Origin of the sequence: Flavobacterium sp. NPDC079362 (assembly GCF_050267765.1) — a bacterium.
GTDB lineage: Bacteria > Bacteroidota > Bacteroidia > Flavobacteriales > Flavobacteriaceae > Flavobacterium > Flavobacterium azizsancarii.
Genome location: NZ_JBNNFM010000022.1, coordinates 17,386 through 41,465, shown reverse-complemented (window position 1 = coordinate 41,465; position 24,080 = coordinate 17,386). Strand labels below are relative to the sequence as shown.

Here is a 24,080-nt window from a genome sequence, read left to right as displayed (position 1 = left end):
AACACGAATCATTACTATTTTGTAACCTAAGAAAAAAATCATCAATTCGTGAAAATTCGTGGAATTCGTGGCTAACTCTTTTTAATTGTATTTATATTTACCTATCCAAAATTAAAATTGTGAAATCAAAATATATTTTACCATTATTACTTCTCTTACAAATCATCCTTTTAAAGATTCTTCCGTATTTTCCGGAATTCACAGAACGCTTTTACAGTAACGGATTGTATATTAAAACCTCACATTTTTCAAGAATCGTTTTGGGCAAAATTCCATTTTCAGTGGGAGACTACATCTATTCTATTTTGATTTTGTTCTTGATTCGATGGATTTGGAAAATAAGAAAAACATGGAAATCACAATGGAAAGACAATCTTTTAAAAGCCCTTAGTGTCCTTTCTATATTTTATTTTTTCTTCCATTTACTTTGGGCATTCAATTATTACAGGGAACCACTTTTTGAAAAAATGGAAATCCAAAGAGAATATACTGACGCTGAATTGCTAACTTTTACCAAAAAACTAATTGCAAAAACAAACGAAATTCAGTTTCAGATTACAAAAAAAGACAGTTCTAAAATAGTTTTTCCCTATTCTCAAAATCAGGCTTTCCAGATGAATTTAAGTGGTTATGAAAATCTGGCAAACGAATATCCTTACTTTAAATACGAAATAATAAGCATCAAAAAATCACTTTTTAGCCTGCCTCTGACCTATATGGGTTTTGGTGGTTATCTCAATCCTTTTACAAACGAAGCTCAGGTTAATGATTTATTACCCATGTACAATTTTCCTGTTACGAGCTGCCACGAAATGGCACATCAAATGGGTTATGCCAGCGAAAGCGAATGCAATTTTATTGGTGTTCTGGCTACTGTAAAAAATCAAAATTTATACTATCAGTATTCCGGATACAGTTTTGCCCTTCGCTATTGCTTAGGGATTTGGCAAGCAAAAGACGAAAAGACATTCACCCAATTAAAGAAAACCGTTCATATTGGTATCCTAAAAAACTATCAGGAAAGTCAGGATTTCTGGAAACAATATGATACTTTTATTGATAAAGGCTTTCATATTTTCTATGATAATTTCTTAAAAACAAACAATCAAAAAGATGGTATGGAAGGCTATAGCAAATTTGTTGACTTGATGGTGAATTATTATAAAGACAAAGATTTATAATATTCTTTCAACCTAAGTTCACCAAACTAAATACCTAACAGGTTTTTGAAACCTGTCAGGATAAATAAAAGAAAATTACGGCAACACTTCAACTTCCAAACCTTGGTTCCAGTTTTTGTATTCATTTTCATAATACAAATAAGCTGACGATGCTACTGCTTTATAATTCCCGGGAACAATTGCTTTTAAGTCAATGTTGACTTTTCTGTTTTCTTTGGCGTTTAATTTTCTAAAATAAAGTACCAGTTCATTTCCGAAAATCTCATAATAATCAACCACATTTTTTTCAATAAGTTCTTTTAGTTGCCAAGGTTCCGGAGTTGATCCGCCGGGAATCCCAATTCTGGCAATGGGATTTGAAACCTGCCCTGGGCTCTTATTTTCAATTTCAATCTCCAGTCTTACGGTTTCGCTTGTCTTTACCTTATTACTCAATATTTTTGTTTTGAGCACTAACTTGCATTCTTTTGAATTGTTAGGTTTATAGGTCTGATACTGTACATAAAACAAATACGGAATTTTACTCTTTTCCGGAATCTGAATCGAAAAGTTATTATTTCCTTTATTGATTTTTAAATCTTTTAGAATTACATTTCCTTCATTGTCTTTTTGGACTAATCTAAACGACTCATTGTTCAAGTTCATAACCGCGTCCTCTATAATTTCATCATTAGCTTTAGCAGTAATCTTGGCATATTCTGTAATGCATTTTAAAGCCAAAGCAGTTGCTTGCGTTGAACCAAAACCGTATGTACTTTTTAACGAGTGAATATACTCTAAAGCATCTGAGACTTCTTTTGTAATTTGTTTTTCTTTCAATAGAGCAAGTGCATAAAGTGAAACAATTTCTGTATTCATAGATTTCCCGGAACTATGTATCACTGATTGTTCTGCTTTTACATCTTTAAATGCTGTTTTTTTAATTACTGCATTTATCAGCAGCATTAACTGTTTGTATTCTTGTATTTTTTTAAGGTTAAAAGAAGCTAAAGCCATCAGGTTCATTCGATATAAATCATTGCTTTTTAAGGCTTCCCGCAAGGCTGTTTGATACTGTATTTCGATATCAGTATCTCCTATTTCTGATAATACATAAACAATGTAAGCATTATTTACTTCGTATTTGATTCCGGAAAAACCATATTTCGCTGGATTTTGTTTAAAACCTCCTTTACTGTCTTTTCTGGAATTCATCCAGGCCATCGATCTCTGAATTAATTTTTGATCAATATTTATAAATTCCTTCATTTCATAAAATTGCAGTAAACCATATGCTGTCAGCGCCTCATTACCCGGATTTCCACCGTACCACTCAAAGCCGCCTTCTTTTGATTCATAATTTTTAAGCTTTTGATAACCATTCTCTAAGAATCTGAGGGCTTTCTCTTTAAATTGGGGCGAAGAATTTTTAAACTTCAACAGCTGCATTGCCATAATATTTGGATAATTGGTAGAAGAAACCTGCTCAAAACATCCTGAAGGTTCTCGCAACATACCCTCTAAACCATCAAAAATAGAAGAAAACGGATTGTAGAATAACTTGAATCCCGCTTGAATTGAGCCCGGAATCGGTTCAGTAATTACAAAATCTTTTCCCTGAGATCCGGATCCTGAAATATCAACATTCATAGGAAATCCTTTTGCGTATATATCGACCGTTTTTTTGATTTTGGTTTTATAATTTTCCGCTGTTAAAACGATTTCCAACGGAAGTTTTTCTCCAACTGTATTCGCCAATAATGAAACATAAATTATTTTTGATTCATTTGGCTGTAAGTCAGCAACAGCATCCTGCAACTTAACATTTTGCTTATTAAACTCTACCTTATATTCTAATTTTAAATTGTTTACCGAATTATTTTTTAACCAAATTGGAATCGAAATTACATCATCCTGCGAAGCATAAACCGGAATTTTCACATCGGTCTGAATTAATTCTTTTACAGAAAAAACAGCTTCTGCTTTCCCCAAATCTCCTTTATAAGAAGTTCCTTCTGCCAAAACTTTGAATGAGGTATTATCATCAGAAGTATGAAATTCAAAATTTGCTTCGCCCTTATTATTGGTTTGCACAACAGAATTCCAGTAAATACAGCTTCTAAAATCTGTTTTCTCTTCTACAATTGTGGTTTTATATTTTGGCGAATAAAATCTCTCCGCTTCGTTGAGCATTTTAGACCCTGATCTGTTAATATTCTGAAAAGTATAATTGTATTTTTTTCCTAAAATCTTATTGCTTTGGAATAATTTATTTTTTGTAGTTACAAGAATAACGCCGGAAGCTCCGCTGGAACCATATATAGCCGTTGCTGATGCATCTTTTAAAATAGTTACAGATTGTATCGAACTGGCGGGAAGACTGCCCAGTATAGAAGAATTTTCATTGTTTACATACGGAATCCCATCAATTACAATTAAAGGCTGACCACCGGCTCTGCTACCATAAATGGAGCTTAAACCTCTGATCACTATTTTGTCTGCGGCACCCGCCTGTCCTGTCGCTGACGTAATTTGAATTCCGGAAGCGCGGCCACTTAATGAATTCAAAATTTCCTGAGCATAAATTGTAGTGACTGAACTCGTAATCATTTTTTTAGCCGACATACCGTATCCCATAACCACAACATCCTGCAAAGAATTACTTTCAGAATCTAAAGAAACTGAATTTCCTGCGATTTGTTCTTCTCCTTTTATTGCTTCTTTTTTTTCTTTATAGTCATAATCCACATTATAACTTACACTATTTGAAAGGGTATCTTTCATTCTGGCAAACTCTTTTTGATCTGAAAATGAGTTTTTTATAGTGTATTTGTGCTTGGTTCTGCTTTCGGCGATTAAACACGCTAAATCAGAAAACTGAACTCTATTGAATTGAAAATAACCACTTGAATTGCTTTTTGTTTCGTACACTTTTCCTTTATCCGTAAAATACAATACTCTTACAGCAACAGGTTTATTTTTTTGATTTAAAACAAATCCTTCTATTACGTCACTTTTTTCAGGTGCTATGTTTTTTGTTTCTGACAGCATTTTTTGAAGATTACTTTGATCGTATTTTCTCCAGCCGTGCGTATTCAAAAGCAAATCTATTGCCTCTTCTCTTTCTTCACGTTTTTTAGTATCATCAAAATAAAACCTCGGTTCATGAATTTTTCCCTTCAACTCAAAACCAAGATACAGCCATGATAAGATATTATCCTGTTTGTCATCTATATAAGTCAGCAGTTTTGTATCGACTACCGCCACAGAAATATTTGAAGCTATTGGAGCATTATTTTTATCTTTTGTCAAAATTGAAACTTTTACTTTTTCTCTTGGCAAATAGCTTTCTTTATCTGTTTTAATTTCGATTTTTAATCCGTCATCATAATTCAAAAAAACTAATCTTTCTGCCACAATTTTATTGGCAACCAATAACGAGAAAGATTGAATCCCAACAGGAAAATCGTTTGTTTTGATATCTACTGAATTCCATCCTTGTTTGAGACTCAGCTTAATAGTTTTATGAATTTTGTTTGTATTTCTAACTAAAATTTTTGCATCTATTGTAGTGGGTGCATAAATATTCAATGCAACATTTTCCGGTTTCTTTTGGGCGTTTATTACAAAGAGGTTTTTTTCTGCCACAGGCAAAGCTATTTTTTCCTCAGACTTAAATGGCGAAGTTATTACGGCAAAATATCTTTTGTTTTCTTCTGTTTTCAGAACAACATTTCCCATTCCGTCATGAATGCTCTTAAAATCTTTAATTTTATTCCCCTTTTCATCTTCAATAAAACCCGCGAGATCCATTGGAAGTCCAAATTCATTTTTTGCAATAAAAAACAAGGAAGATGCTTCGTTCAAAATAAAATTTCCACTTTCAGGTAAAAACTGCAAATCAACAAAATTCAAATTGATAGGAATTGACCTTGTTACCGATTCCTTAAAATTATCGTAATCCAACATCACATTTAAGATTCCGTCATTTAATTTTAAATCCGCCGGAAGCTTAAAAGTAATAAGCGCTTTTCCTTCAGAGTCTGTTTTTCCCTGAAGTGAATCTATTTTTTTACCCGCGATAAAAATGTCATATTTAAAAGCATAATTTCTTATTGGCAGGTTTTCTAAATTTTTCAGCACAAAATCAGCTTTACAAGATTCCCCTTTTCCATATGCTTTTTTTCTAAAATCCAGCGTCATTAAAATTCTGGGAGAAACTACTTTTTGGATGAAAAATGTTTTCTCGAAAATATTCTCTCCAATCTGATTCTGAATATTGGTATACGCTTTTATTTTATACATTCCTGAAGCTCCATTTTCAGGAATTTTATACGAGCCGGAAGCGCTTCCGTTTTCTACGCTGTACGTTTGGCTCGCTATTTTTTTATTAGCACTATCAAATAAATCAACATAAAGATAATCGCTCAAAGAAGTGGGTTTATTATCACTTTCTGCAATGTATCCTTTAAAATAAATAATTTCTCCAGGCGTATACAGCACATTATTTAACTGCAGATATACTTTTTCTGTAATTGACTTTTTATAAACTGTATTCCAGTCACTTTCGATATTTTGTGCCACTAAAGCTTGGGATATCAGCAAAAACAATATATATTTTATATTTTTCATCGTTTTAAAATTTAATTGTTAAAGAGGAACCAAAACTTCTCATCATTGGCGTGTTAAAATAATCGAAACCAGTTGTATCGATAGAATTAAACATCGAATTACTACTGAAAGCCGACTTACTTTTTGCCATTATAAAAGCATTATTCACAAAAACTGAAATCTTGAAACTGAATTTATTCACATTGTCTTCGCGGAAATCTTTTGAATACGACAAATTAATATTGCTCAGCCTAAAATACGTTGCGTCTTCAATTGCATCTTCGGCCACGCCATCGACGCCATACCTTGTCCAGCGATTTTGTTCGACCGGAAGATTGGTATCATAAAAAGAAACTGCTTTTGTATTTGCAGCGCCTGATTCTGTAACTCCGTTAAAAACGTAATTAGTAACATTGCGCTGACTTTCTGTCAATTCAGATTTTCCGTAATAGTTTAAAGTTTGCTGAGTTCCGTTCCAGAGTTGGCCGCCCTGACTCCAGTCAAAAGAAACCTGCAATAAAAAATTTTTATATTGGAAAGAATTAAAAAAACCTACGACAAAATCAGGATTCGGATCTCCTAAAATCTTTGAATTCGAATCCTTAACCGGAAAACCTAATTCGTCAATAATTATATTCTGATTATTGTCTCTTAAATAACTACTCCCAACAATAACTCCCAGAGACTGTCCCACGATATAATTTTTATTGACGTCTGCAAAACCCGCAAAAGGAATTCTGGCTTGACTGTTATTTAAACCTGTTACTTCATTTTTGTAATAAGTAAAATTCAGATTGAAACCATATTTAAAATCCCTTCCCAAATAGCTCATTCTCTCGATTGCAAATTCAATTCCGTTCTGTTTGTAATTAACATCCGGAGACCAGCTTATTGAGTTCTGATTAAAAACAGGTGTATATAAATTATTCACTTTTTTATGGTAATAATTCATAGTAAGATTCCAAAAATAACTTAGTCTGTAGTTTAAATCCAGACTGGTCATATTTTCATTTGTAGCAATCCCATCTTTTCGGGTAATTAATTCTAAATTATTCTGAAGTTGTTTGAATTGATTCACGTGGTATTGCAAAGAATTAAAATTCAAATTATTATTTTGTAATGAAGGTTCTGTCTCATTATAACCGTGACTGATTGTAAGCCAAAGTTCTTCATTGAAAAATCTTCTCAACTCAACTGTAGCCAAATAATTTGACATGAAACGGCTTTTTACTGTTGATGAATAATTTAGACCCGAACTGCCTTTTACCACAAGCTGGCTATAAGTAGAAAATACATTAGTAAAAGTATAAGAACCATTTACATTCGATAAAACTTCAAATCTTTCCTGAGGTACATTCAGTTTAATTTGATTTGCTGCATGGTCAGGAAAATCTTCCTGCGATGCAAATCCGCTAAAATAATTTCTTTCTAATTTTCTATCCTGAAACCTAAAATCGATTTTTGATTCTATAAATGCCCAATTATTAAAAATACGTTTGAATGCATCTGAAACTGAAGCGTTCTTAAATTTTTCAATTCTTTTATCGAAGTTTGGAGCTGTTATTTCTGCAAAATAAAAATTCTGTCCGTTTGTGTTTTTAATTTCCGAAGACTGAAAACTTGCATTTACTGCATTCTGATTTCTGTCTTTAGAATAAACCTGATTAAAATTGAACGAAAGTACTTTGCTTTTATTTGTATCTAAATTATTAGCTATCACATAATATGGATTGTTTTCAAGCGCCGTATAACTGCGCTGTAAACCACTTTCTAACGTTGAGCCCCATTTATTATCGAAATGAATTGGGGTAACAGCATTTGCAAAAACAACTTTATTTATTCCAAAATTTGCATTAGAGAAATTATTTTCGAAATCATTGTACGACAAAAGCGCTTCGATTTTACTGTACTTAGTAATATTTCTGAAATATTTTAAAGATGTCGTAATTTCATTATTCCGCGTTGCTGGAATTATGATGTTGCCTGTTTTATAACCAAAATTTATTTTTAAGAAATTACCCTTTGGACTTTCAATCTGAGCAAGAAATGAAAATTTATTATCCTCTGTATTTTGGTAAAAATTATTGGGATCAAAAAGCTGTAATTGATTTGCTCCCGCAGAAGTTCTGTTTACAATATCTCCCTGAGGGTAGCATTGAGAACTATTTTGTGAGTATTGCAACGAATTGACATTGGGTCCCCAACTGAAAATTTCATTTGTTAGTGGTGACTGATAGGCTAATTCTCCATTTAAACTTCTTCCCTGCGCATAAGTTTTCTGATATTTAGGCAGACGGATTGGTGTTGACAAAATAAATTCATTACTTACTTCAAAAGCTAATTTATGATATTGATCCCTATTTTTTAGTTCGTAGAAACCATCATTATTTCTGCTAATCTTCATTATATCATAATGTTCGATCCCACTGGCAAGATTGAATTCAAAATTTCCTGAGGATTTTGATATTTTTAAAGAATCATTCCCTTTCTTCAATTTTTCAATATAATCTCCGCTTACAATCTGATTTACATACTCATCATTTTCTAACAAGTTGGTATTGTTTATCCTAATCACTTTTGTTTTCATACCTATAAATGAAAGCTGCAGCTGATCGCCAACTTTTGCTTCAATAGCATAATTTCCATCAAAATCAGATGTTGTGCATCTCTTACTGTTAAATACACAAATAGTAACACCGGGAATTGGCATTCCTTTTTCGCTCACATTTCCTCTGTAAATAGATTGTGAGTAACCAATTGCAGATACAAAAAGAAAGAGTAATAGTTTTTTCATATATAGGCCGTTTTATATATAGAGTGTTATCTATTATAAAAGGTTGGAAAGAAATGAAACTTTTTTAAGATTTTACCTAAAAATTTATTTTAATACTATTTTTTTTTAATTTCACCGTGTAACAAAATAGCTTTGATTACTACTAATACATTATGAGCGAAAATCTAGAACAGTCATTTGTTGTGCAATTGCAGGCAAATCAGAATATAATCCACAAGATTTGTAGATTATATACTGCTGGCGAAGATGCTCACAAAGACTTGTTTCAGGAAATCACCATTCAGTTATGGAAAGCTTATCCTAAATTTAGGGGCGATAGTAAATTTTCGACCTGGACGTATCGTGTCGCATTAAATACTGCGATTACCTTATATCGAAAAACCAAACGAACCATATCAACCGTTGAGTATGAAAGTCATCAGCATTTTGTAAAAGATGTTGATTACAATTATGAAGAAGAAGAACAGATAAAATTGATGTACAAAGCCGTTTATCAGCTTAATGACATCGAAAAAGCATTAGTTTTTATGTATTTAGAAGACAAAGATTATCAGGAAATAGCTGAAACCTTAGGGATCAGCGAAGTGAATGCACGTGTGAAAATGAACAGAATTAAAGGGAAACTTAAAAAAATACTAAATCCTTAAAAATTATTATGAAAGAACTGGATTTACTAAAAAAAGACTGGAAAAAGAATGAAAATTCTTTCGAACAAATTTCTGAAAAGGACATCTATAAAATGATACATAAAAAATCATCTTCTATTGTAAGATGGATTTTGATTATTAGCATTTTAGAGGTTTTACTTTGGACATTTTCAAATTTATTCATTAATACGGATGATGTTTTGAAAAAAATGAATCATCCTGAAATTGTATTAATCCTGGAGTATTTAACCTATATCAATTATATCGTTGTACTGATTTTTATTTTTGTTTTTTATAAAAATTACAGAACTATTTCGACTACTGTAGCTACAAAATCGTTGATGGGCGCTATTTTAAAAACCCGAAAAACGGTACAATATTATGTATGGTACAATTTAGGAATGATTATAGTATCTACCATCTTAAGTTTCTTTGTTGGTTTTGTCTACAATCCTGATATGGCATTTTTAAGAGAAAAATTAGCTGCCAACGGAAAAACAATGCTTGTATCAGCGGGAATTTTAATTCTGATAATACTAGGTTTCTTTGGGATCTTCTGGTGCTTTTACAGATTACTGTACGGAACTTTATTACGCAGATTGTATGCTAATTATAAAGAATTAAAGAAAATTGATTTTTAAAAAGAAGGCAAGGCTCAAGTAGCGAAGGTTCAGAGATTTTCTTATCAAGTCATAAAACCATGAGAATATTGGGAATGCATTTGTTTTTTCAAATACGAATTAGAAAAACCTGAAACATAAAACTTAAAACTTAAGCTTTTTTAATTTTTAAATCTAATACTCCCATCTTCTTAATTTATTAAGTTCTTCCTCTACTTTGATTTCTTCGGCTGGAATAACTTTCAGGAATGATGGATGCTGTTCTATAGCATATTCTACTTTTTCGACGATTTCTTCGATGGTATCGTTTTCATAATCAATATCAAGAGGTTCTTTGATAATAAAAGATTGCAGAATTCCTTTTTTCTTCATTCGTAATCCTTTTTTATCAAATGAACGGCGGAAACCGTCAATAACAATAGGAATTACAATTGGTTTATGTTGTTTAATAATATGTGCTGTCCCCTTACGAACTGGTTTGAAAGACTTTGTAGTTCCCTGCGGAAACGTAATTACCCAACCGTCTTCAAGCGCAATTCTAATATTTTCTGTATCATTTGGGTTCACGTCCCTTTTTTCTGTAACATCAACACCTTTTGCACGCCATGTTCTTTCAACGGTAATGGCACCAACATAAGCTAAAATTCTTGGCAACAAACCTGCCTGCATGGTTTCTTTTGCCGCTACATAATAAATATTCATTTTTGGCTGCCACAAGTATCCAATATTCTTAATAGTATCCTGACGTCCGCTTAAACTTGCGTTAAACACATGAAACATAGCAACAACATCAGCAAAATAAGTCTGATGATTTGATATAAACAAAACATTAGTATCCGGAAGTGTTTTAATAATTTCAGATCCTTCAATCTGTAATTCATTAAAACCTCTGTATCTTCTATGAGTCATGGCGCCTAAAATACGGATTAACCATTTCTTAATGAATAATATATGTCCAAAAGGATTTCGTTTAAACAATCCCATAGCTGTGTATTGTATTTTTTGTTATGACGCAAACATACAAAAATTATTCTTTTAGCCGTACTATAAAGCAATTTGGGAAAGAAATTGTTATTATAATGAATATCAAATTGTTATTTTTTTGCTTTTATGATTTTCCTTCAAAAGTTGTTTTCAAAACATCTCTCAATTCGCTTAAAATCATGGCAGTCGCGCCCCAAACAATGTGATTTTTAATATTAAATGCCGGAACCAGAATATTATTAGCGTAAGAAGTTGATAATGTGGCTTCGACAATAATTTCATCATCTAAAAAAACAGAAAGCGGCAGCTCTATAATATCAGCCACCTCTCTAATATCAGGATAAAATGAAAGTTCTTCTTTTGAAATTCCTAAATACGGATGTACCAAAAAATTACTCGGCGGAATATACATTGGAGTAAAATGTTTGATGACTTTTATTTTTTCAGGAGGAACTCCAACTTCTTCATGTGTTTCTCTAAGAGCTGTTTCTTCATAATCAGCATCTGTAGTTTCATACTTTCCTCCCGGGAAAGCAATTTGCGACGAATGGACACCGTTGTAAGCATTACGGACTATTAAAACCAAATGGGCTTTCCCGTCTTTTGGATAAAACAACATCATGACAGCAGCAATTCTGGGATTTTCTATTTTTAAATCCAGATTTTTCAAAGCTTCAATGCGTTCTTTTGGAGCCATTTTTATATGTGCCGCAACTGCCGGGAGTTCAACCGGAATTAAATTAGGAACATATTGCAAAAAATCTTGAAAATCCATAATCAAAGTTTATTTTTGTACTTTCAAATAAATACAATATAAATATAGTTTAGAAAACGCGTATCTACAAGCTTTCTAAAGCCAAAGCCATAAAAATGTACAGTAAAGAAGAATCACAAAAAATAAAAAGAGAATTTTGGGTGGCTTTCGCCGAAAAATATCCACGCAAATGGGTTCTTTATGACACGAAGATCAAGGACTTCTCTTTTAAATTCTACGTAGACAATAAAAAAGCACAGGTTTTAATTGATATCGAACAACGAAGCGATGAAAAACGAAATGCTTATTTTGAAAAATTAGAAGCTTTAAAAAATATTCTGGAAGAGGAGTTTATTAAAGATTTGGTTTTCGAAAAAAACTATACGCTCGAAAGTGGTAAAACCATTAGCCGCATCTGGACAGAAATACAAGGTGTAGGTTTTAGCAACCGCAATAACTGGGATACTATTTTTGATTTCTTTTTCGAAAAAATGAATGCGCTGGAAATGTTTTACCTGGAGTATGATGATTTTATTAAGGATATTGATTCTTAAAAGTTTCTGAGATTCTGAGTTACTAAGCCGCTAAGTTTTTATATAACTAACCCGACAATTTCCAATCTCTCGGGTTAGTTATTATTCCTTAATCGCTATTTTAGGTAATTCTTTTGACGTCATAACATTTAATAAATCTGTTCTTTCGTTTTTCAAGTTCTCAAGAAATGATGTTATTTTATCGTCATAACTTCTTTTTGAATAAGCATAAATGAGCAATGCTTTTTTATTATTTTTTAAATCTATTTGTTTGTAGCGATAAATTATAAATTCGACAATATCAATTTTATCGTTATTTCCCGAACTTAATAAGCAATCTAAAATACTTTCTTTTCCGTCAGGACTTTTCATAACACTAAAATTAGAAACTTTATCTGTTTCTTTTCTCTTAGTCAACTCGCTTTTTGATTTATGGCATCATCAACAGAAAGATCCGTGACAAAAACGTGAATGGTAAGCAATTGATTAAAATGCTCTATAGTTTCATTTTTCGGAAGATATTCCTGAGCATAATAATTATCCTTTGGATGCGCAGTCCATGCTAACGAAAATTTTGTTTTATTGAATTAATTGGTCCTTTCACTCCTATTCTTTCAACAGGTTCTTCATTTATAGTTGAAAATGACATTAATAAAACAGTTAACAGACAAAGTATTTTTTTCATTTATTTTGAGTTTATTAAAAGTTTATACTTCTTGTTTATCTAAACACTAAAAATATTATATAAAATAATATGATCGTCATAATTAATATAAAGTTGTTTGCGATAGTCTTGCTTTTTACGAGTAATTATAGATAGTTTACATTCTTTGCCATCATTGTCCTTGCACATAAAAGAGTACACGATATCTGTATCATTTTCTTCGCGTTCGATATAATCCTGAATATTAAAAAGCTGTATTTCCTGCGAGTACACTACAATTCTGTGTTTATTGGTATCCAGAATTACCGATAGCTTGACTAAATCAAGGTTCGACCATTCGCCCCATTTTCCTCTTTCATTTTTTTCTAAAACACTAAAACCTGATGTTTTAAATTGATAAGTCTGGCTATAACTTTGGTGCAAACCAAGTCCTAAAAAAAATACTAGTAAGTAGGTACGTAGAGAATTCATATACTATTGATGCAGATAATTAAAACTCAAATTTAGACTTTTCCTGACAAGCAATTTCAAAATCGGTCATCATTTCTTGAACAATTTGCTTTACTGGCAAAATTTCATGGATTAATCCTGCAATTTGCCCAATTTCGAGTTCACCTTCTTCAAGATCTCCTTCAAACATTCCTTTTTTAGCTCTTGCCCTGCCTAAAAGTTGTACTAAATCTTCTTTTGAAGGACATTTTTCATATAAATCCTGAACGTCATTGTAGAACTTATTTTTAATCAGGCGCACGGGAGCCAATTCTTTCAATGTCAATTGCGTATCACCTTCTTTTACATCAACAATTTTTTGTTTAAAATTATCATGCGAAGAGGATTCCAGAGATGCTGCAAAACGGCTTCCAACCTGAACACCATCTGCGCCAAGAATCATTGCAGCAAGCATTCCGCGTCCTGTTGCAATTCCGCCAGCGGCAATAATCGGGATCTGAATCTTTTCTTTCACCATTGGGATCAAAGTCAGTGTTGTCGTTTCATCACGTCCGTTATGTCCTCCCGCTTCAAAACCTTCGGCCACAATTGCATCGACTCCGGCTTCTTGCGCTTTTAAAGCAAAAACACTGCTGCTTACCACATGTACAACCGTAATTCCTTTTTCTTTTAAAAAAGAAGTCCATGTTTTAGGATTTCCCGCTGATGTAAAAACGATTTTCACCCCTTCATCAATCACAATATTCATGATCTCTTCGATATTAGGATACAACATCGGGATGTTAACCCCAAAAGGTTTATCAGTCGCTTTTTTACATTTCTGGATATGTTCCCGCAATACTTCCGGGTACATTGATCCTGCACCAATAAGTCCCAGTCCTCCGGCATTACTTACCGCAGAAGCCAATTTGTAACCACTGTTCCAAATCATTCCGCCTTGAATAATTGGATATTTTATATTAAAAAGTTTTGTGATTTTATTCATCAAAAATGCTATTATTGTTGATTATCTTTCCTGTTTTGTGCACGCGATCAGCATCAAAAGTATAAAAATAGAATTTACTTTTTAAACATGACTATCCATAACCTTATTAGAAGTTTTATTTAGCGTTTTATCTGCAAAAACTACTTTATCTACAAATGATATTGATTTCAAATCTAAAGGTATGTTTTGATTGGTTGTGCGCTCTAACACACATACGAAAAGCATCTTTAACGAAACATCAAAATAAGTTTGTGCATTCGGTTTGTCTTTAAAATAAACCCATACATATTTTTGCGAAAACATCACAGAAGAAAATACCAATAAAAGAAACGAAAAATAAGACTTCATAGTTTACTTTTTCAAAAGGCAAAACCTTTGTAAAAAGTATAAAGCTAAGAAATTACTCCAGAACCAACTAATTCATTATCTAAATACCAGGCTGCAAACTGACCTTCGGTAATTGCCGATTGCGGTTCATCAAACTGAATGTACATTCCGTCTTCAAACTGGTGTAAAGTTGCTTTTTGCAAAGGCTGGCGGTAACGAATTCTCGCCATTACTACCATAGTTTCACCCACTTTTAAAGTCATATCAGTACGAATCCAGTGTACTTCGGATTTTTCGATAAATAAAGCTTTTTTAAACAAACCAGGATGCAGACTTGTTAAACCGGTATAAATGGTATTGGTTTCAACGTCTGTAGCAATAATAAATAACGGATCTGTTGTTCCGCCTACATTCAATCCTTTTCGTTGTCCTGTAGTAAAATAATGCGCCCCTTGATGTTTACCAACTACTTTACCCATCGTTGGAAGGTAATCACGCTTTTTAGCTTCTAATTTCAATTCTTCTACTAACGAAGCTCCAACTGGTTTTTCGACAGCATAAATTGGATCATTTTTATCAATCTGAACAATTATACCTTCTTTAGGCTGCAATTTTTGTTGCAAAAACTCCGGTAAACGTACTTTTCCGATAAAACATAATCCTTGAGAATCTTTCTTTTCAGCGGTTACCAAATCCATTTCAGCAGCGATTTCGCGTACTTCCGGTTTAGTTAAAGCTCCAATTGGAAATAAAGATTTTGCCAATTGCTCTTGTGACAATTGACATAAAAAATACGATTGGTCTTTGTTGTTATCTTCACCCGCAATCAATTGATACACTGGCTTTCCATCAACTTCAATTTCATTTTTTTGACAATAATGACCTGTTGCCACATAATCAGCACCAAGACTTAAAGCAATTTTCATGAAAACATCAAATTTGATTTCGCGATTACAAAGCACATCAGGATTTGGAGTTCTCCCTTTTTCGTATTCGTTGAACATATAATCAACGATTTTTTCTTTGTATTCCTCGCTTAAATCAACAGTTTGAAACGGTATTCCGAGTTTTTCAGCTACCAATAAAGCATCATTACTATCCTCTAACCAAGGACATTCATTAGAAATAGTAACGGAGTCATCGTGCCAATTTTTCATAAAAAGGCCTATAACTTCGTATCCTTGTTGTTGCAATAAATAAGCAGCAACACTCGAATCTACTCCACCGGAAAGTCCAACAACTACACGTTTCATTCTAAATCGTTTATATTTTTACAAGGGTGCAAAGATAAGCCCTATTTTTGATAATTGTATTAGTTTTGATTAGTTTATATAATGCCGTGGTAGATAAAACTTATTGCTTTTTTTAATTACTTTTAATCCTCAATAAAAATACCATGCAAAAATACATCTGTAGTTTTATTTTCTTTTTTATCTTAACTTCTTTGAGTGCACAAAGATACAGTGCGACTTTGTCTAATTACAGCGCCTATAAAGCTTTTAGAGGAAAACCTTTATCAGATAAATTTTCGAATATCGAATCAGTAAAAATTGTTTACGATCTCAGAAAACAAAAAATGTATTACTTCGATAGTACTTTGATTCCGCTGCATTATGATTTTGCCACAGGATATCTAGGCTACAATCAGGATGTCGAAGTTTTTAATAATGATAATTATAGTGATACTGAAAAAAACAGAAATTATCTACTAGGAAACCTGAACCACATTAAAGGAACTGATAAATGGATTTTCGAGTTGGCTGCATCTGACCATATGCCTGTTGCTTTAATTGAACGCTTTTATAATTTAATCGTACAATCGTCTTTTATTGGTTCTAATTTGAAATTCTATTTGAATAATCCGGAGCAAATGGAATGGTTTCAACAAAATCTATTTAAAATTCCGTGCGTCAAATCAAATTACATTTTCAATGAACTTACCTATCAGGAAGTTGTTTCCGGAAGTACTATTGGTATTTTGAAGCAATATAAAGTAAAGGATCTTGCTATTACAAAACCAAATCCTGACGAAATTATAGTTTTAGACGGAACGCCTGATATTTTGCCTAACGTAAGAGGAATTATAGTCAATGAACTTCAGACTCCATTAAGCCATTTGGTTCTTTTGGGCAAAAACAGAAAGATTCCTATCATGGCTTATACAAATGCTTTTAAGGATGATAATATCAAAAAATTACTTTCGAAAAAAGTAGAGCTAAAAATTCAAACGGACACTTTTTATATCAGGGAAAGCACAAAAAAAATAGTTGCTAAGGTCATTTCCAAAAAGAAAAAATTAATCATAAATAATAGCATTACTGATCTGGTTGATTTAAGTAAAATACCTAAAAACGGAATTAGCTATATTGGTTCTAAAGCGCAAAATATGTCTTACCTGATTGCCATCTCAAAAGATATTTCGTTTAAAACTCCCGAAAATGCACATGCTATTCCGTTTTACTATTATACACAACACATTCAAAAAGCATCAATCTCGCCGTTAATCACAGAACTTTTAAATTATCAGCATAAAGACTCAACAGTATGGATAAATCATCAATTAAAAAAAATACGGGATGCGATTAAAAAAGAACCTATTGATCCTCAATTAATAGCAAAATTAAATGAAACCTTTAAAAATGCTTCTTTTAAAAACTTCAGATTTCGATCTTCTACCAATGCCGAAGATTTAGATGATTTTAATGGCGCAGGTTTGTATGACTCTAAAACAGGAATTAGAGGAGATAGTATAAAAACTTTCGAAAAAGCGATTAAACAAGTGTGGGCGAGCGTTTGGAACGAAGCTTCTTATGGTGAACGGGAACTTTTTGGTATTGATCAGCAAAGTATCGCTATGGGAGTTTTAGTTCATCGTTCTTTTCCGGATGAACTCGCAAATGGCGTTATCATCACTAAAAATATTTTCAGAAAAAACTTTCCGGGTATTACAGTGAATATTCAAAAAGGAGAAAACTCTGTTGTGAAACCTGAAAAAGGAGAAATTTGCGAACAATTTATCGCCTATCATTTTAACATGGGAACTGATGATGCTGATTTTGATGTTGATTATACTTCGAACTCCAATTTAAACAACAACGAACCTTTATTAAGCAGAAAAGAAATGAGCAGGCTTTTTCTTGTCAGTCAAAAAATTGAACAAAAAATGTACCGCTATTGGCGAAAAAACAGCTACCATCCAGTCGATATTGAATTTAAAATTGTTGGAGAAAACAGAGATCTATATATCAAACAAGTCAGGCCGTTTAACGAATAATCAATAGAATATTAAAACGTCGATTTCGTTTGAAACGGTATTAATATTGATAATTTTAAAATCGAAATCATCAATATTCATTTTATGCTGAATGGATTCCCTGATACTTTTATTATCCAAAGAAAAATTGGCTTCAATAGCTATTTTAGCATCGACCGCATTCAAGTATTTAGATGCTTTTTTATTTACTATAACAGAGGCCAATATATAGGAACCAATAATAATCAATTGAAAAAATAATAAAACCTCAATCTTTTCATACGGATACATAATATCCAAAATCGAAAGCGTAATTGTTGCAAAGAGAAAAATAATTGCGTTTACGGTAAATGATTGTGTCCTGAATCTTAATATCGAGAAAATAGCAAACAACCCAAATCCAATCCCTACTCCAATTTCGATTTTTGTAAACAAATAACAAAGCGAAAAAGTACAAAGACCAACAATTACCATCAACGGATTAATGGTTTCATTATCTTTTCTGTTAGAGAAAAAATATAAAATCAGAATCGAAAAAAACAATAAAAAAAATCTACCGGAAAGCTCGTTTAAATCCATTGAATCAAATTATTAGCAAATCAAATGTAAACAATTAGAAAAAATAAGCCACGAATTCACGAATTTATTTTAAAACAAAAATTCGTGAATTCGTGGCTAAAAAACTTAAAAAAGAATATCTTCAATTATTGCGTTTTAGGTTTTGAGTCTGCCTGATAACTACTTTTTGGATCACTCATATTTACTTCTTTGGTTAGTTTTCCTTTTAAGTAAAACTGCCACATATTTGCTTTCTTTCCGTTTACAAATTTTCCTTTGGAAGCTACAACTCCATCAGCGTCATAAAAAACGGCATCTCCATTGTATTCATTATTTTTATAAGTAGTTTGCTCCAAAAGAGTTCCATTTTGTCCGTACTTTTTATAAATACCATCTTTCAGACCGTTTACATAATTCATTTCCTCGGCAATTTTAGCGTTAGGATAATAAACCGTCTTTACACCTTGTAAGGTACCATTTTTGTAGTTTTCTAGCGTCATAAGCACTTTCGAAGCTTTATGATAATATTTCCATTCGCCTTCGCGTGCTTTACCTATTTCTTTTCCTTCGCTTACTTTATTTTTACTCTGATCATAAAAAATAGTATACGAGCTTCCGTCATTTGCAGTAAAATCCCGAGTAGCAATAACATCTCCTTTTTTGGTATCATCAAAAAAATTAAATATACCAGTCTCTTTTCCGTGATTAAAAGTCCCTTCGTAACGAGGACGTTTAGAAACTTCATAAGTTCCTTTCCAAACTCCATCTTTTTTTCCGTTGGCGTCTGATTTATTAAAATCCTGCGCCGATACTAAAACCGCGTTTAAGAAAAGTAACCCTACTATTATTTTTTTATAAATCATTGTAATTCAATTTTAAACTTTAACGAAAACGAAACTTATAAAGTATGTTTTATCCTTTTTAAATTTTTAGAATTTAGTTTAATAAACTTCAAATTTAAGAAGTTCCCGGATATAAAAAAATCCCGAGTAATCGGGATTTTTTTAATATTCTAATTATTTTTTATTCTGTTTCTTTGTAGCCTCTTGTTGTTCCATCACTTCCTGAAGACGTTGTTGAAACTTACTTTGTTTTTTAGGCTCTTTTAATTTATTCTCCTGAATCTGAGCATGAATTTTATCTGTATCTACAATGTAATTTTTAATTACAAACATAATTCCGATTGTAATTAAGTTAGAGATAAAGTTATACAAACTCAAACCAGCACCATAACTATTGAAGAAAATTAACATCATTAATGGCGAAACATAAATCATGATTTTCATCATTTTTGCCATATCCGGCATACCTTCTTGCTGAGGCGCTGCCATTTGTTGATCTCCTGAAGTCATTTTCATATAGAAGAAAATTGCAACTGCTGCCAAAATTGGAAACAAACTGATATGATCTCCGTATAACGGAATGTGGAATGGTAATTTTACTACTGCATCAAATGACGATAAATCGTCTGCCCAAAGGAAACTTTTTTGTCTTAACTCAAAAGCTGACGGGAAGAACTGGAATGACGCATACATAAAAGGAAGCTGAATCAATGCCGGAATACATCCTGCCATTGGGTTTACTCCTGCTTTGTTGTACAGTTTCATCGTTTCCTGTTGTTTCTTCATTGGGTCTTTTTTGAATTTTTCTCCCAACTCTGTAATCTCCGGACGCAAAACTTTCATTTTTGCCTGAGACAGGAATGACTTGTATGTAATTGGCGACATCGCAATTTTGATGATAATCGTAAAGATGATAATCGCAATTCCTAATGATAATCCCATTGTCGAACTTAAGAATCCGAACAACGGAATAAAAATCCATTTATTGATCCATCCAAAAATCCCCCAACCTAATGGAATAATTTTCTCGAAATTCTTATCGTATGATTTTAAAATTTTATAATCTGACGGTCCAAAATACCAGCTCATTTTATAATCAACTTCTCCATTTGTAAAAGCCAATGGAACAGTTGCTTTAAATTGCTTAACAAAAGTAGTATCTATCGTTTCATCTTTTACTAAATCATCAGATTGTAATTTTGATTTATCAAATGGTTTATCAGTTGCTAAAATCGCACTAAAAAAGTGTTGCTTAAAGGCAATATAACTTACTTTTTCAGGTGTTTCTTCTTTTCCTACACCACCACCTACATAATTGTATTTTTGATCTCCGTACTCATACTCCAGTTGCGCATAACGCTTCTCAATAGAAACACCTTTCTCGTTTCTATATGATTTTAAATCCCATTGTAAATCTAATGGTTTAGCAGAATTTAAAACTTTATTCAAACCTTGAGAACGAATATCAAAACCAACTAAGTATTCGTTTGGTTTTAATACATATTTATATTCTAAAAATTCGTTAGCTCCAGCTTTCAAACGCATCGTCAATATTTGATCTGCACCGTTTTTTGTTAGCGTTGGTTCAAAATAAAGATCTTTAGAATTTAAAGTTCTGTTATCCGTAGTTTGTAACTGAATGTTTAAATTAGAATTATTGTCTTTGATTAATTCTACTAATTGTCCGGAATTTTTTTCAAATCTTTTAAATTCTTTCAACGTAGCTTCAACTATATAACCACCTTTATTGGCGATTTTTAGTATCATCTTTTCGTTTTCGATAGTTGTAAAACCTTCTTTAGCAGAAGGAAGTGTAGCTGAATAAGCAAAACCACCTAATGTTTTTTGTAATTGCGCTAATTGAACCGTATCTCCAGGAGTTGCAGCAGTAACTGGCAAAACAGCTGTTTTAGTTTTATCAGCCTGAGCTTGCGCTTCTTGCTTAGCAACTAATTCTTTCTTGGCTTTTTCAGCAGCAATCTCTTTGTCAGAAGGTTGATTTTGGTACATAATCCAAATCAAAATTCCAAATATCAATACAAAACCAATGATTGAATTAAGATCAAATTTTTTTTCTTCCATTATAAATTTAAAAAAGGTTATTCATTAAGGCTATTAGTAATGAGTTAGACTCAAAAGTTACATCCTTAGAATATTAATTATTATTTTTTATGCGTATTCACATGCTTATTTACTGCTGCAGCCACAAAGTTTACAAAAATTGGATGTGGGTTTGCAACGGTACTTTTATATTCAGGATGGTATTGTACTCCAATAAAAAACGGGTGATTTTCAAGTTCTACAATTTCAACCAAACCTGTATCCGGATTTACACCTGAAGCAATTAATCCTGCTTTCTGCAATTCATCGGCATATTTATTATTGTACTCATAACGGTGACGGTGACGCTCTGAAATCGTCTTTTGTCCGTAAATTTTATGTGCTAAAGTGTTTGGTTTAATATCACATTTCCAAGCTCCAAGACGCATTGTACCACCTTTATCTGTAACTGTTTTTTGCTCTTCCATTAAATTTACAACCGGATGAGGAGTTTTCTCATTCATCTCTGTAGAATTGGCATCAGCATAACCTAAAATATTTCTTGAATACTCAATAACTGACATTTGCATTCCTAAACAGATTCCGAAAAACGGAATATTATTTTCACGTGCAAAACGAACTGCTTCGATTTTTCCTTCAATACCTCTTTCTCCAAAACCAGGAGCAACCAAAACTCCGTCAAGAGTTCCTAATTTCTCTTCTATATTATCACTATTAATGTGTTCTGAGTGTATAGAAATTACATTTACTTTAGTTTCATTTGAAGCTCCTGCATGAATAAACGCCTCTAAAATAGATTTGTAACAATCCTGCATTTCTACATATTTTCCTATCAAACCGATATTTACGGTATGTTTTGGATTTTTTAATCTGCGTAAAAAAGTATTCCAGTTTTTTAAGTCCGGAGCTGCTTTTTTAGGTAAATCTAATTTCTTTAAAGCCACAACATCTAATCCTTCTTCAAGCATTAAATTAGGAACTTCATATATTGTCGAAGCATCAATAGACTGAATAACTGCTTCTCTTTTTACATTACAAAACAATGCTAATTTATTACGCAACTCATCTGAAAGTTCGTGCTCTGTTCTACAAACCAGAATATCAGCTTTAATACCGCTTTCCATCAATGTTTTTACAGAGTGTTGTGTAGGTTTTGTTTTTAACTCTCCTGCAGCAGCTAAATAAGGAACTAAGGTTAAATGAATAACAATTCCGTTATTTTCTCCCAATTCCCAAACCAACTGACGAACAGACTCTATATAAGGTAGTGATTCGATATCACCAACAGTTCCACCAATTTCAGTAATTACAATATCATAATCGCCGGATTTACCCAACAATTGCATTCTGTCTTTGATTTCGTTTGTAATATGAGGAACAACCTGAACTGTTTTTCCTAAAAACTCCCCTCTTCTTTCTTTTTCGATAACCGAAAGATAAACTCTTCCTGTAGTAACGTTATTCGCCTGAGAAGTAGGAACGTTTAGAAAACGCTCGTAATGACCTAAATCTAAATCTGTCTCTGCACCATCATCTGTTACATAACATTCTCCATGCTCGTATGGATTCAACGTACCCGGATCCACATTGATATATGGATCAAATTTTTGAATTGTTGTACGATACCCTCTTCCTTGTAACAATTTTGCTAAAGATGCCGCGATAATCCCTTTTCCTAATGAAGAAGTCACACCGCCTGTAACAAAAATATATTTCGTTTGATTCATTCTGTTGTTGTTTGTATTGTAGTTGTGTAAAAAACTTGGCAAAAGTACAAATTTAATTAGATAATTTATCAATTAGAGAATGAGATAATTTGCAAATTTTTAAATAGAACGATTACATGTTTCCGTAATCGATAATTTTAACTTTTAATTAGATATTTTTTTGAATAATACTCGGTTCTTTTCCCTTTTTCACATTACTACAAGATTGTAAAATGAAAAAATAAAGAATACTACACTAAAAAAAATATCACAAGTCAATATTCTTTTTAAATTCGATAACCGAATTATCTTATTGATAACAAACCGTGTAGCCAATTGAATTAGAAAAAACAAAAAAATCTTTATACTATAGGGATTATAAGCAATTGCTTCGCTAAAGTTAAATCTTAGTATTTGAGAAAAAGCTCTGGTCAAACCGCGGCTTTTACAATAACTTAAAGGCATTCCTTCGCAAGAAGAAGGAAACCCAAAACCTAAAAAAGGAACTATAAAGCAATAAAAAAAGATAAACATGATTATTACAATAAAAATCATGTTTATCTTTTTATAAGAATCAATTTCGTAAGAAGATTTTATTTCCACAAAAGGGATTTATTATTTTGTTACTTCCACCTTTACAGTATCAGTTGTTATTTCGATCGCATTTAGAGAATCCTGTACTTTTATTGATTCAGCAGTTGCAGAATCTATTGCTTGGTTTATTTCATCTTTCGAAGACATTATAGCTGATCCAACAGCACCTACAAAAAATAATGTTCTTAAAATAACAAATGCACTTGCAACAATTCCTAATATCAAACCTGATAACGGCAATGCAGTAGGCGCATTTTCTTTTTTTGCCTGGGACAAACCAATTGCTCCAAAAATAATTGCTAGTACTCCAAAAAGAACTGCAAAGAAACCAAAGCAAGGTATAAAAGAAGCTATAACAGCTAATATTCCTAATACTAAAGCTGTAATACCCATTCCTAAACCTGCATTTGATCGTTGTTTATAATCTTCCATATAGTGTTTTTATGTTAATTATTACAAAAATAGAAAAACACTTACGTGAACACTATAGAATGCATCAAAGTTATCAACAAATAAATTAAAAGGGAATTTCTTGTT

Annotated in this window: 20 protein-coding genes; 5 read left to right on the top strand and 15 right to left on the bottom strand. The window is 32.2% G+C overall.

Translation table 11 applies throughout. The features are described 5' to 3' along the window. Positions 1-119 precede the first annotated feature (119 nt). Positions 120-1,181: a DUF3810 domain-containing protein gene (locus tag ACQKCJ_RS17110; RefSeq protein WP_271336392.1), complete on the top strand. Its 1,062-nt coding sequence runs from the start codon at positions 120-122 to the stop codon at positions 1,179-1,181. Positions 1,182-1,256: 75 nt separating this feature from the next. Here the strand turns inward: ACQKCJ_RS17110 and ACQKCJ_RS17105 are convergent, their stop codons facing one another. Beyond that, on the bottom strand, positions 1,257-5,792 hold the full coding sequence (locus ACQKCJ_RS17105; RefSeq protein WP_427402522.1) for an MG2 domain-containing protein: 4,536 nt from the start codon (positions 5,790-5,792) through the stop codon (positions 1,257-1,259). Positions 5,793-5,796: 4 nt separating this feature from the next. Further along, entirely contained in the window at positions 5,797-8,565 is a 2,769-nt protein-coding gene (locus ACQKCJ_RS17100) for a carboxypeptidase-like regulatory domain-containing protein (protein WP_427402521.1), read from the bottom strand. A gap of 152 nt (positions 8,566-8,717) precedes the next feature. Between ACQKCJ_RS17100 and ACQKCJ_RS17095 the strand changes: the two genes are divergently transcribed. After that, positions 8,718-9,212, top strand: coding sequence for an RNA polymerase sigma factor (locus ACQKCJ_RS17095; protein WP_072956102.1), 495 nt, complete (start codon positions 8,718-8,720; stop codon positions 9,210-9,212). A gap of 8 nt (positions 9,213-9,220) precedes the next feature. Further along, entirely contained in the window at positions 9,221-9,853 is a 633-nt protein-coding gene (locus ACQKCJ_RS17090) for a hypothetical protein (protein ID WP_271336389.1), read from the top strand. A 153-nt stretch (positions 9,854-10,006) separates the two neighbouring features. Here ACQKCJ_RS17090 and ACQKCJ_RS17085 read toward each other — a convergent pair whose 3' ends face one another. Both ACQKCJ_RS17085 and ACQKCJ_RS17080 read right to left on the bottom strand, forming a co-directional pair. Next, on the bottom strand, positions 10,007-10,816 hold the full coding sequence (locus ACQKCJ_RS17085) for a lysophospholipid acyltransferase family protein (RefSeq protein ID WP_271336388.1): 810 nt from the start codon (positions 10,814-10,816) through the stop codon (positions 10,007-10,009). 124 nt (positions 10,817-10,940) lie between these two features. Beyond that, positions 10,941-11,591 carry an NUDIX hydrolase gene (locus ACQKCJ_RS17080; RefSeq protein WP_427402520.1) on the bottom strand — a complete coding sequence of 217 codons (651 nt, stop codon included), beginning with the start codon at positions 11,589-11,591 and terminating at the stop codon, positions 10,941-10,943. Positions 11,592-11,686: 95 nt separating this feature from the next. Here ACQKCJ_RS17080 and ACQKCJ_RS17075 point away from each other — a divergent pair, with 95 nt between their 5' ends. Further along, on the top strand, positions 11,687-12,124 hold the full coding sequence (locus ACQKCJ_RS17075) for a DUF4268 domain-containing protein (protein WP_271336386.1): 438 nt from the start codon (positions 11,687-11,689) through the stop codon (positions 12,122-12,124). A gap of 81 nt (positions 12,125-12,205) precedes the next feature. Here the strand turns inward: ACQKCJ_RS17075 and ACQKCJ_RS17070 are convergent, their stop codons facing one another. From ACQKCJ_RS17070 to mnmA, 5 genes are all read right to left on the bottom strand, one after another. Then, positions 12,206-12,520, bottom strand: a complete 315-nt coding sequence (locus ACQKCJ_RS17070; protein ID WP_271336385.1) for a hypothetical protein — start codon at positions 12,518-12,520, stop codon at positions 12,206-12,208. A gap of 307 nt (positions 12,521-12,827) precedes the next feature. Further along, on the bottom strand, positions 12,828-13,238 hold the full coding sequence (locus ACQKCJ_RS17065; RefSeq protein ID WP_271336384.1) for a hypothetical protein: 411 nt from the start codon (positions 13,236-13,238) through the stop codon (positions 12,828-12,830). A gap of 19 nt (positions 13,239-13,257) precedes the next feature. After that, a complete protein-coding gene (locus tag ACQKCJ_RS17060) occupies positions 13,258-14,202 on the bottom strand; it encodes an NAD(P)H-dependent flavin oxidoreductase (RefSeq protein ID WP_427402519.1) in 945 nt (314 codons plus the stop codon). 81 nt (positions 14,203-14,283) lie between these two features. Continuing rightward, positions 14,284-14,550: a hypothetical protein gene (locus tag ACQKCJ_RS17055; RefSeq protein WP_271336382.1), complete on the bottom strand. Its 267-nt coding sequence runs from the start codon at positions 14,548-14,550 to the stop codon at positions 14,284-14,286. Positions 14,551-14,594: 44 nt separating this feature from the next. After that, positions 14,595-15,782 (bottom strand): tRNA 2-thiouridine(34) synthase MnmA, encoded by a 1,188-nt coding sequence (gene mnmA, locus ACQKCJ_RS17050; protein WP_271336381.1) that lies wholly within the window; start codon positions 15,780-15,782, stop codon positions 14,595-14,597. Between the two features lie 143 nt (positions 15,783-15,925). Here mnmA and ACQKCJ_RS17045 point away from each other — a divergent pair, with 143 nt between their 5' ends. Beyond that, complete coding sequence (locus ACQKCJ_RS17045; RefSeq protein WP_271336380.1) at positions 15,926-17,803, top strand: PEP/pyruvate-binding domain-containing protein; 1,878 nt, start codon at positions 15,926-15,928, stop codon at positions 17,801-17,803. Here the strand turns inward: ACQKCJ_RS17045 and ACQKCJ_RS17040 are convergent, their stop codons facing one another. The 6 genes from ACQKCJ_RS17040 to ACQKCJ_RS17015 all read right to left on the bottom strand — a co-directional run bounded on the left by ACQKCJ_RS17040 (position 17,804) and on the right by ACQKCJ_RS17015 (position 23,975). Beyond that, entirely contained in the window at positions 17,804-18,361 is a 558-nt protein-coding gene (locus tag ACQKCJ_RS17040) for a DUF4956 domain-containing protein (protein WP_271336379.1), read from the bottom strand. A gap of 125 nt (positions 18,362-18,486) precedes the next feature. After that, positions 18,487-19,203, bottom strand: a complete 717-nt coding sequence (locus tag ACQKCJ_RS17035) for a toxin-antitoxin system YwqK family antitoxin (protein ID WP_271336378.1) — start codon at positions 19,201-19,203, stop codon at positions 18,487-18,489. 153 nt (positions 19,204-19,356) lie between these two features. Further along, the gene (yidC, locus tag ACQKCJ_RS17030) at positions 19,357-21,264 is read right to left on the bottom strand and encodes a membrane protein insertase YidC (protein WP_271336377.1); all 1,908 of its coding nucleotides are present in this window, start codon (positions 21,262-21,264) and stop codon (positions 19,357-19,359) included. Positions 21,265-21,344: 80 nt separating this feature from the next. Beyond that, positions 21,345-22,970, bottom strand: coding sequence for a CTP synthase (locus ACQKCJ_RS17025; RefSeq protein ID WP_271336376.1), 1,626 nt, complete (start codon positions 22,968-22,970; stop codon positions 21,345-21,347). 189 nt (positions 22,971-23,159) lie between these two features. Continuing rightward, the gene (locus ACQKCJ_RS17020) at positions 23,160-23,414 is read right to left on the bottom strand and encodes a DUF2752 domain-containing protein (protein ID WP_414655393.1); all 255 of its coding nucleotides are present in this window, start codon (positions 23,412-23,414) and stop codon (positions 23,160-23,162) included. 150 nt (positions 23,415-23,564) lie between these two features. Beyond that, entirely contained in the window at positions 23,565-23,975 is a 411-nt protein-coding gene (locus ACQKCJ_RS17015; protein ID WP_271336375.1) for a DUF4190 domain-containing protein, read from the bottom strand. Between the last annotated feature and the right edge of the window lie 105 nt (positions 23,976-24,080).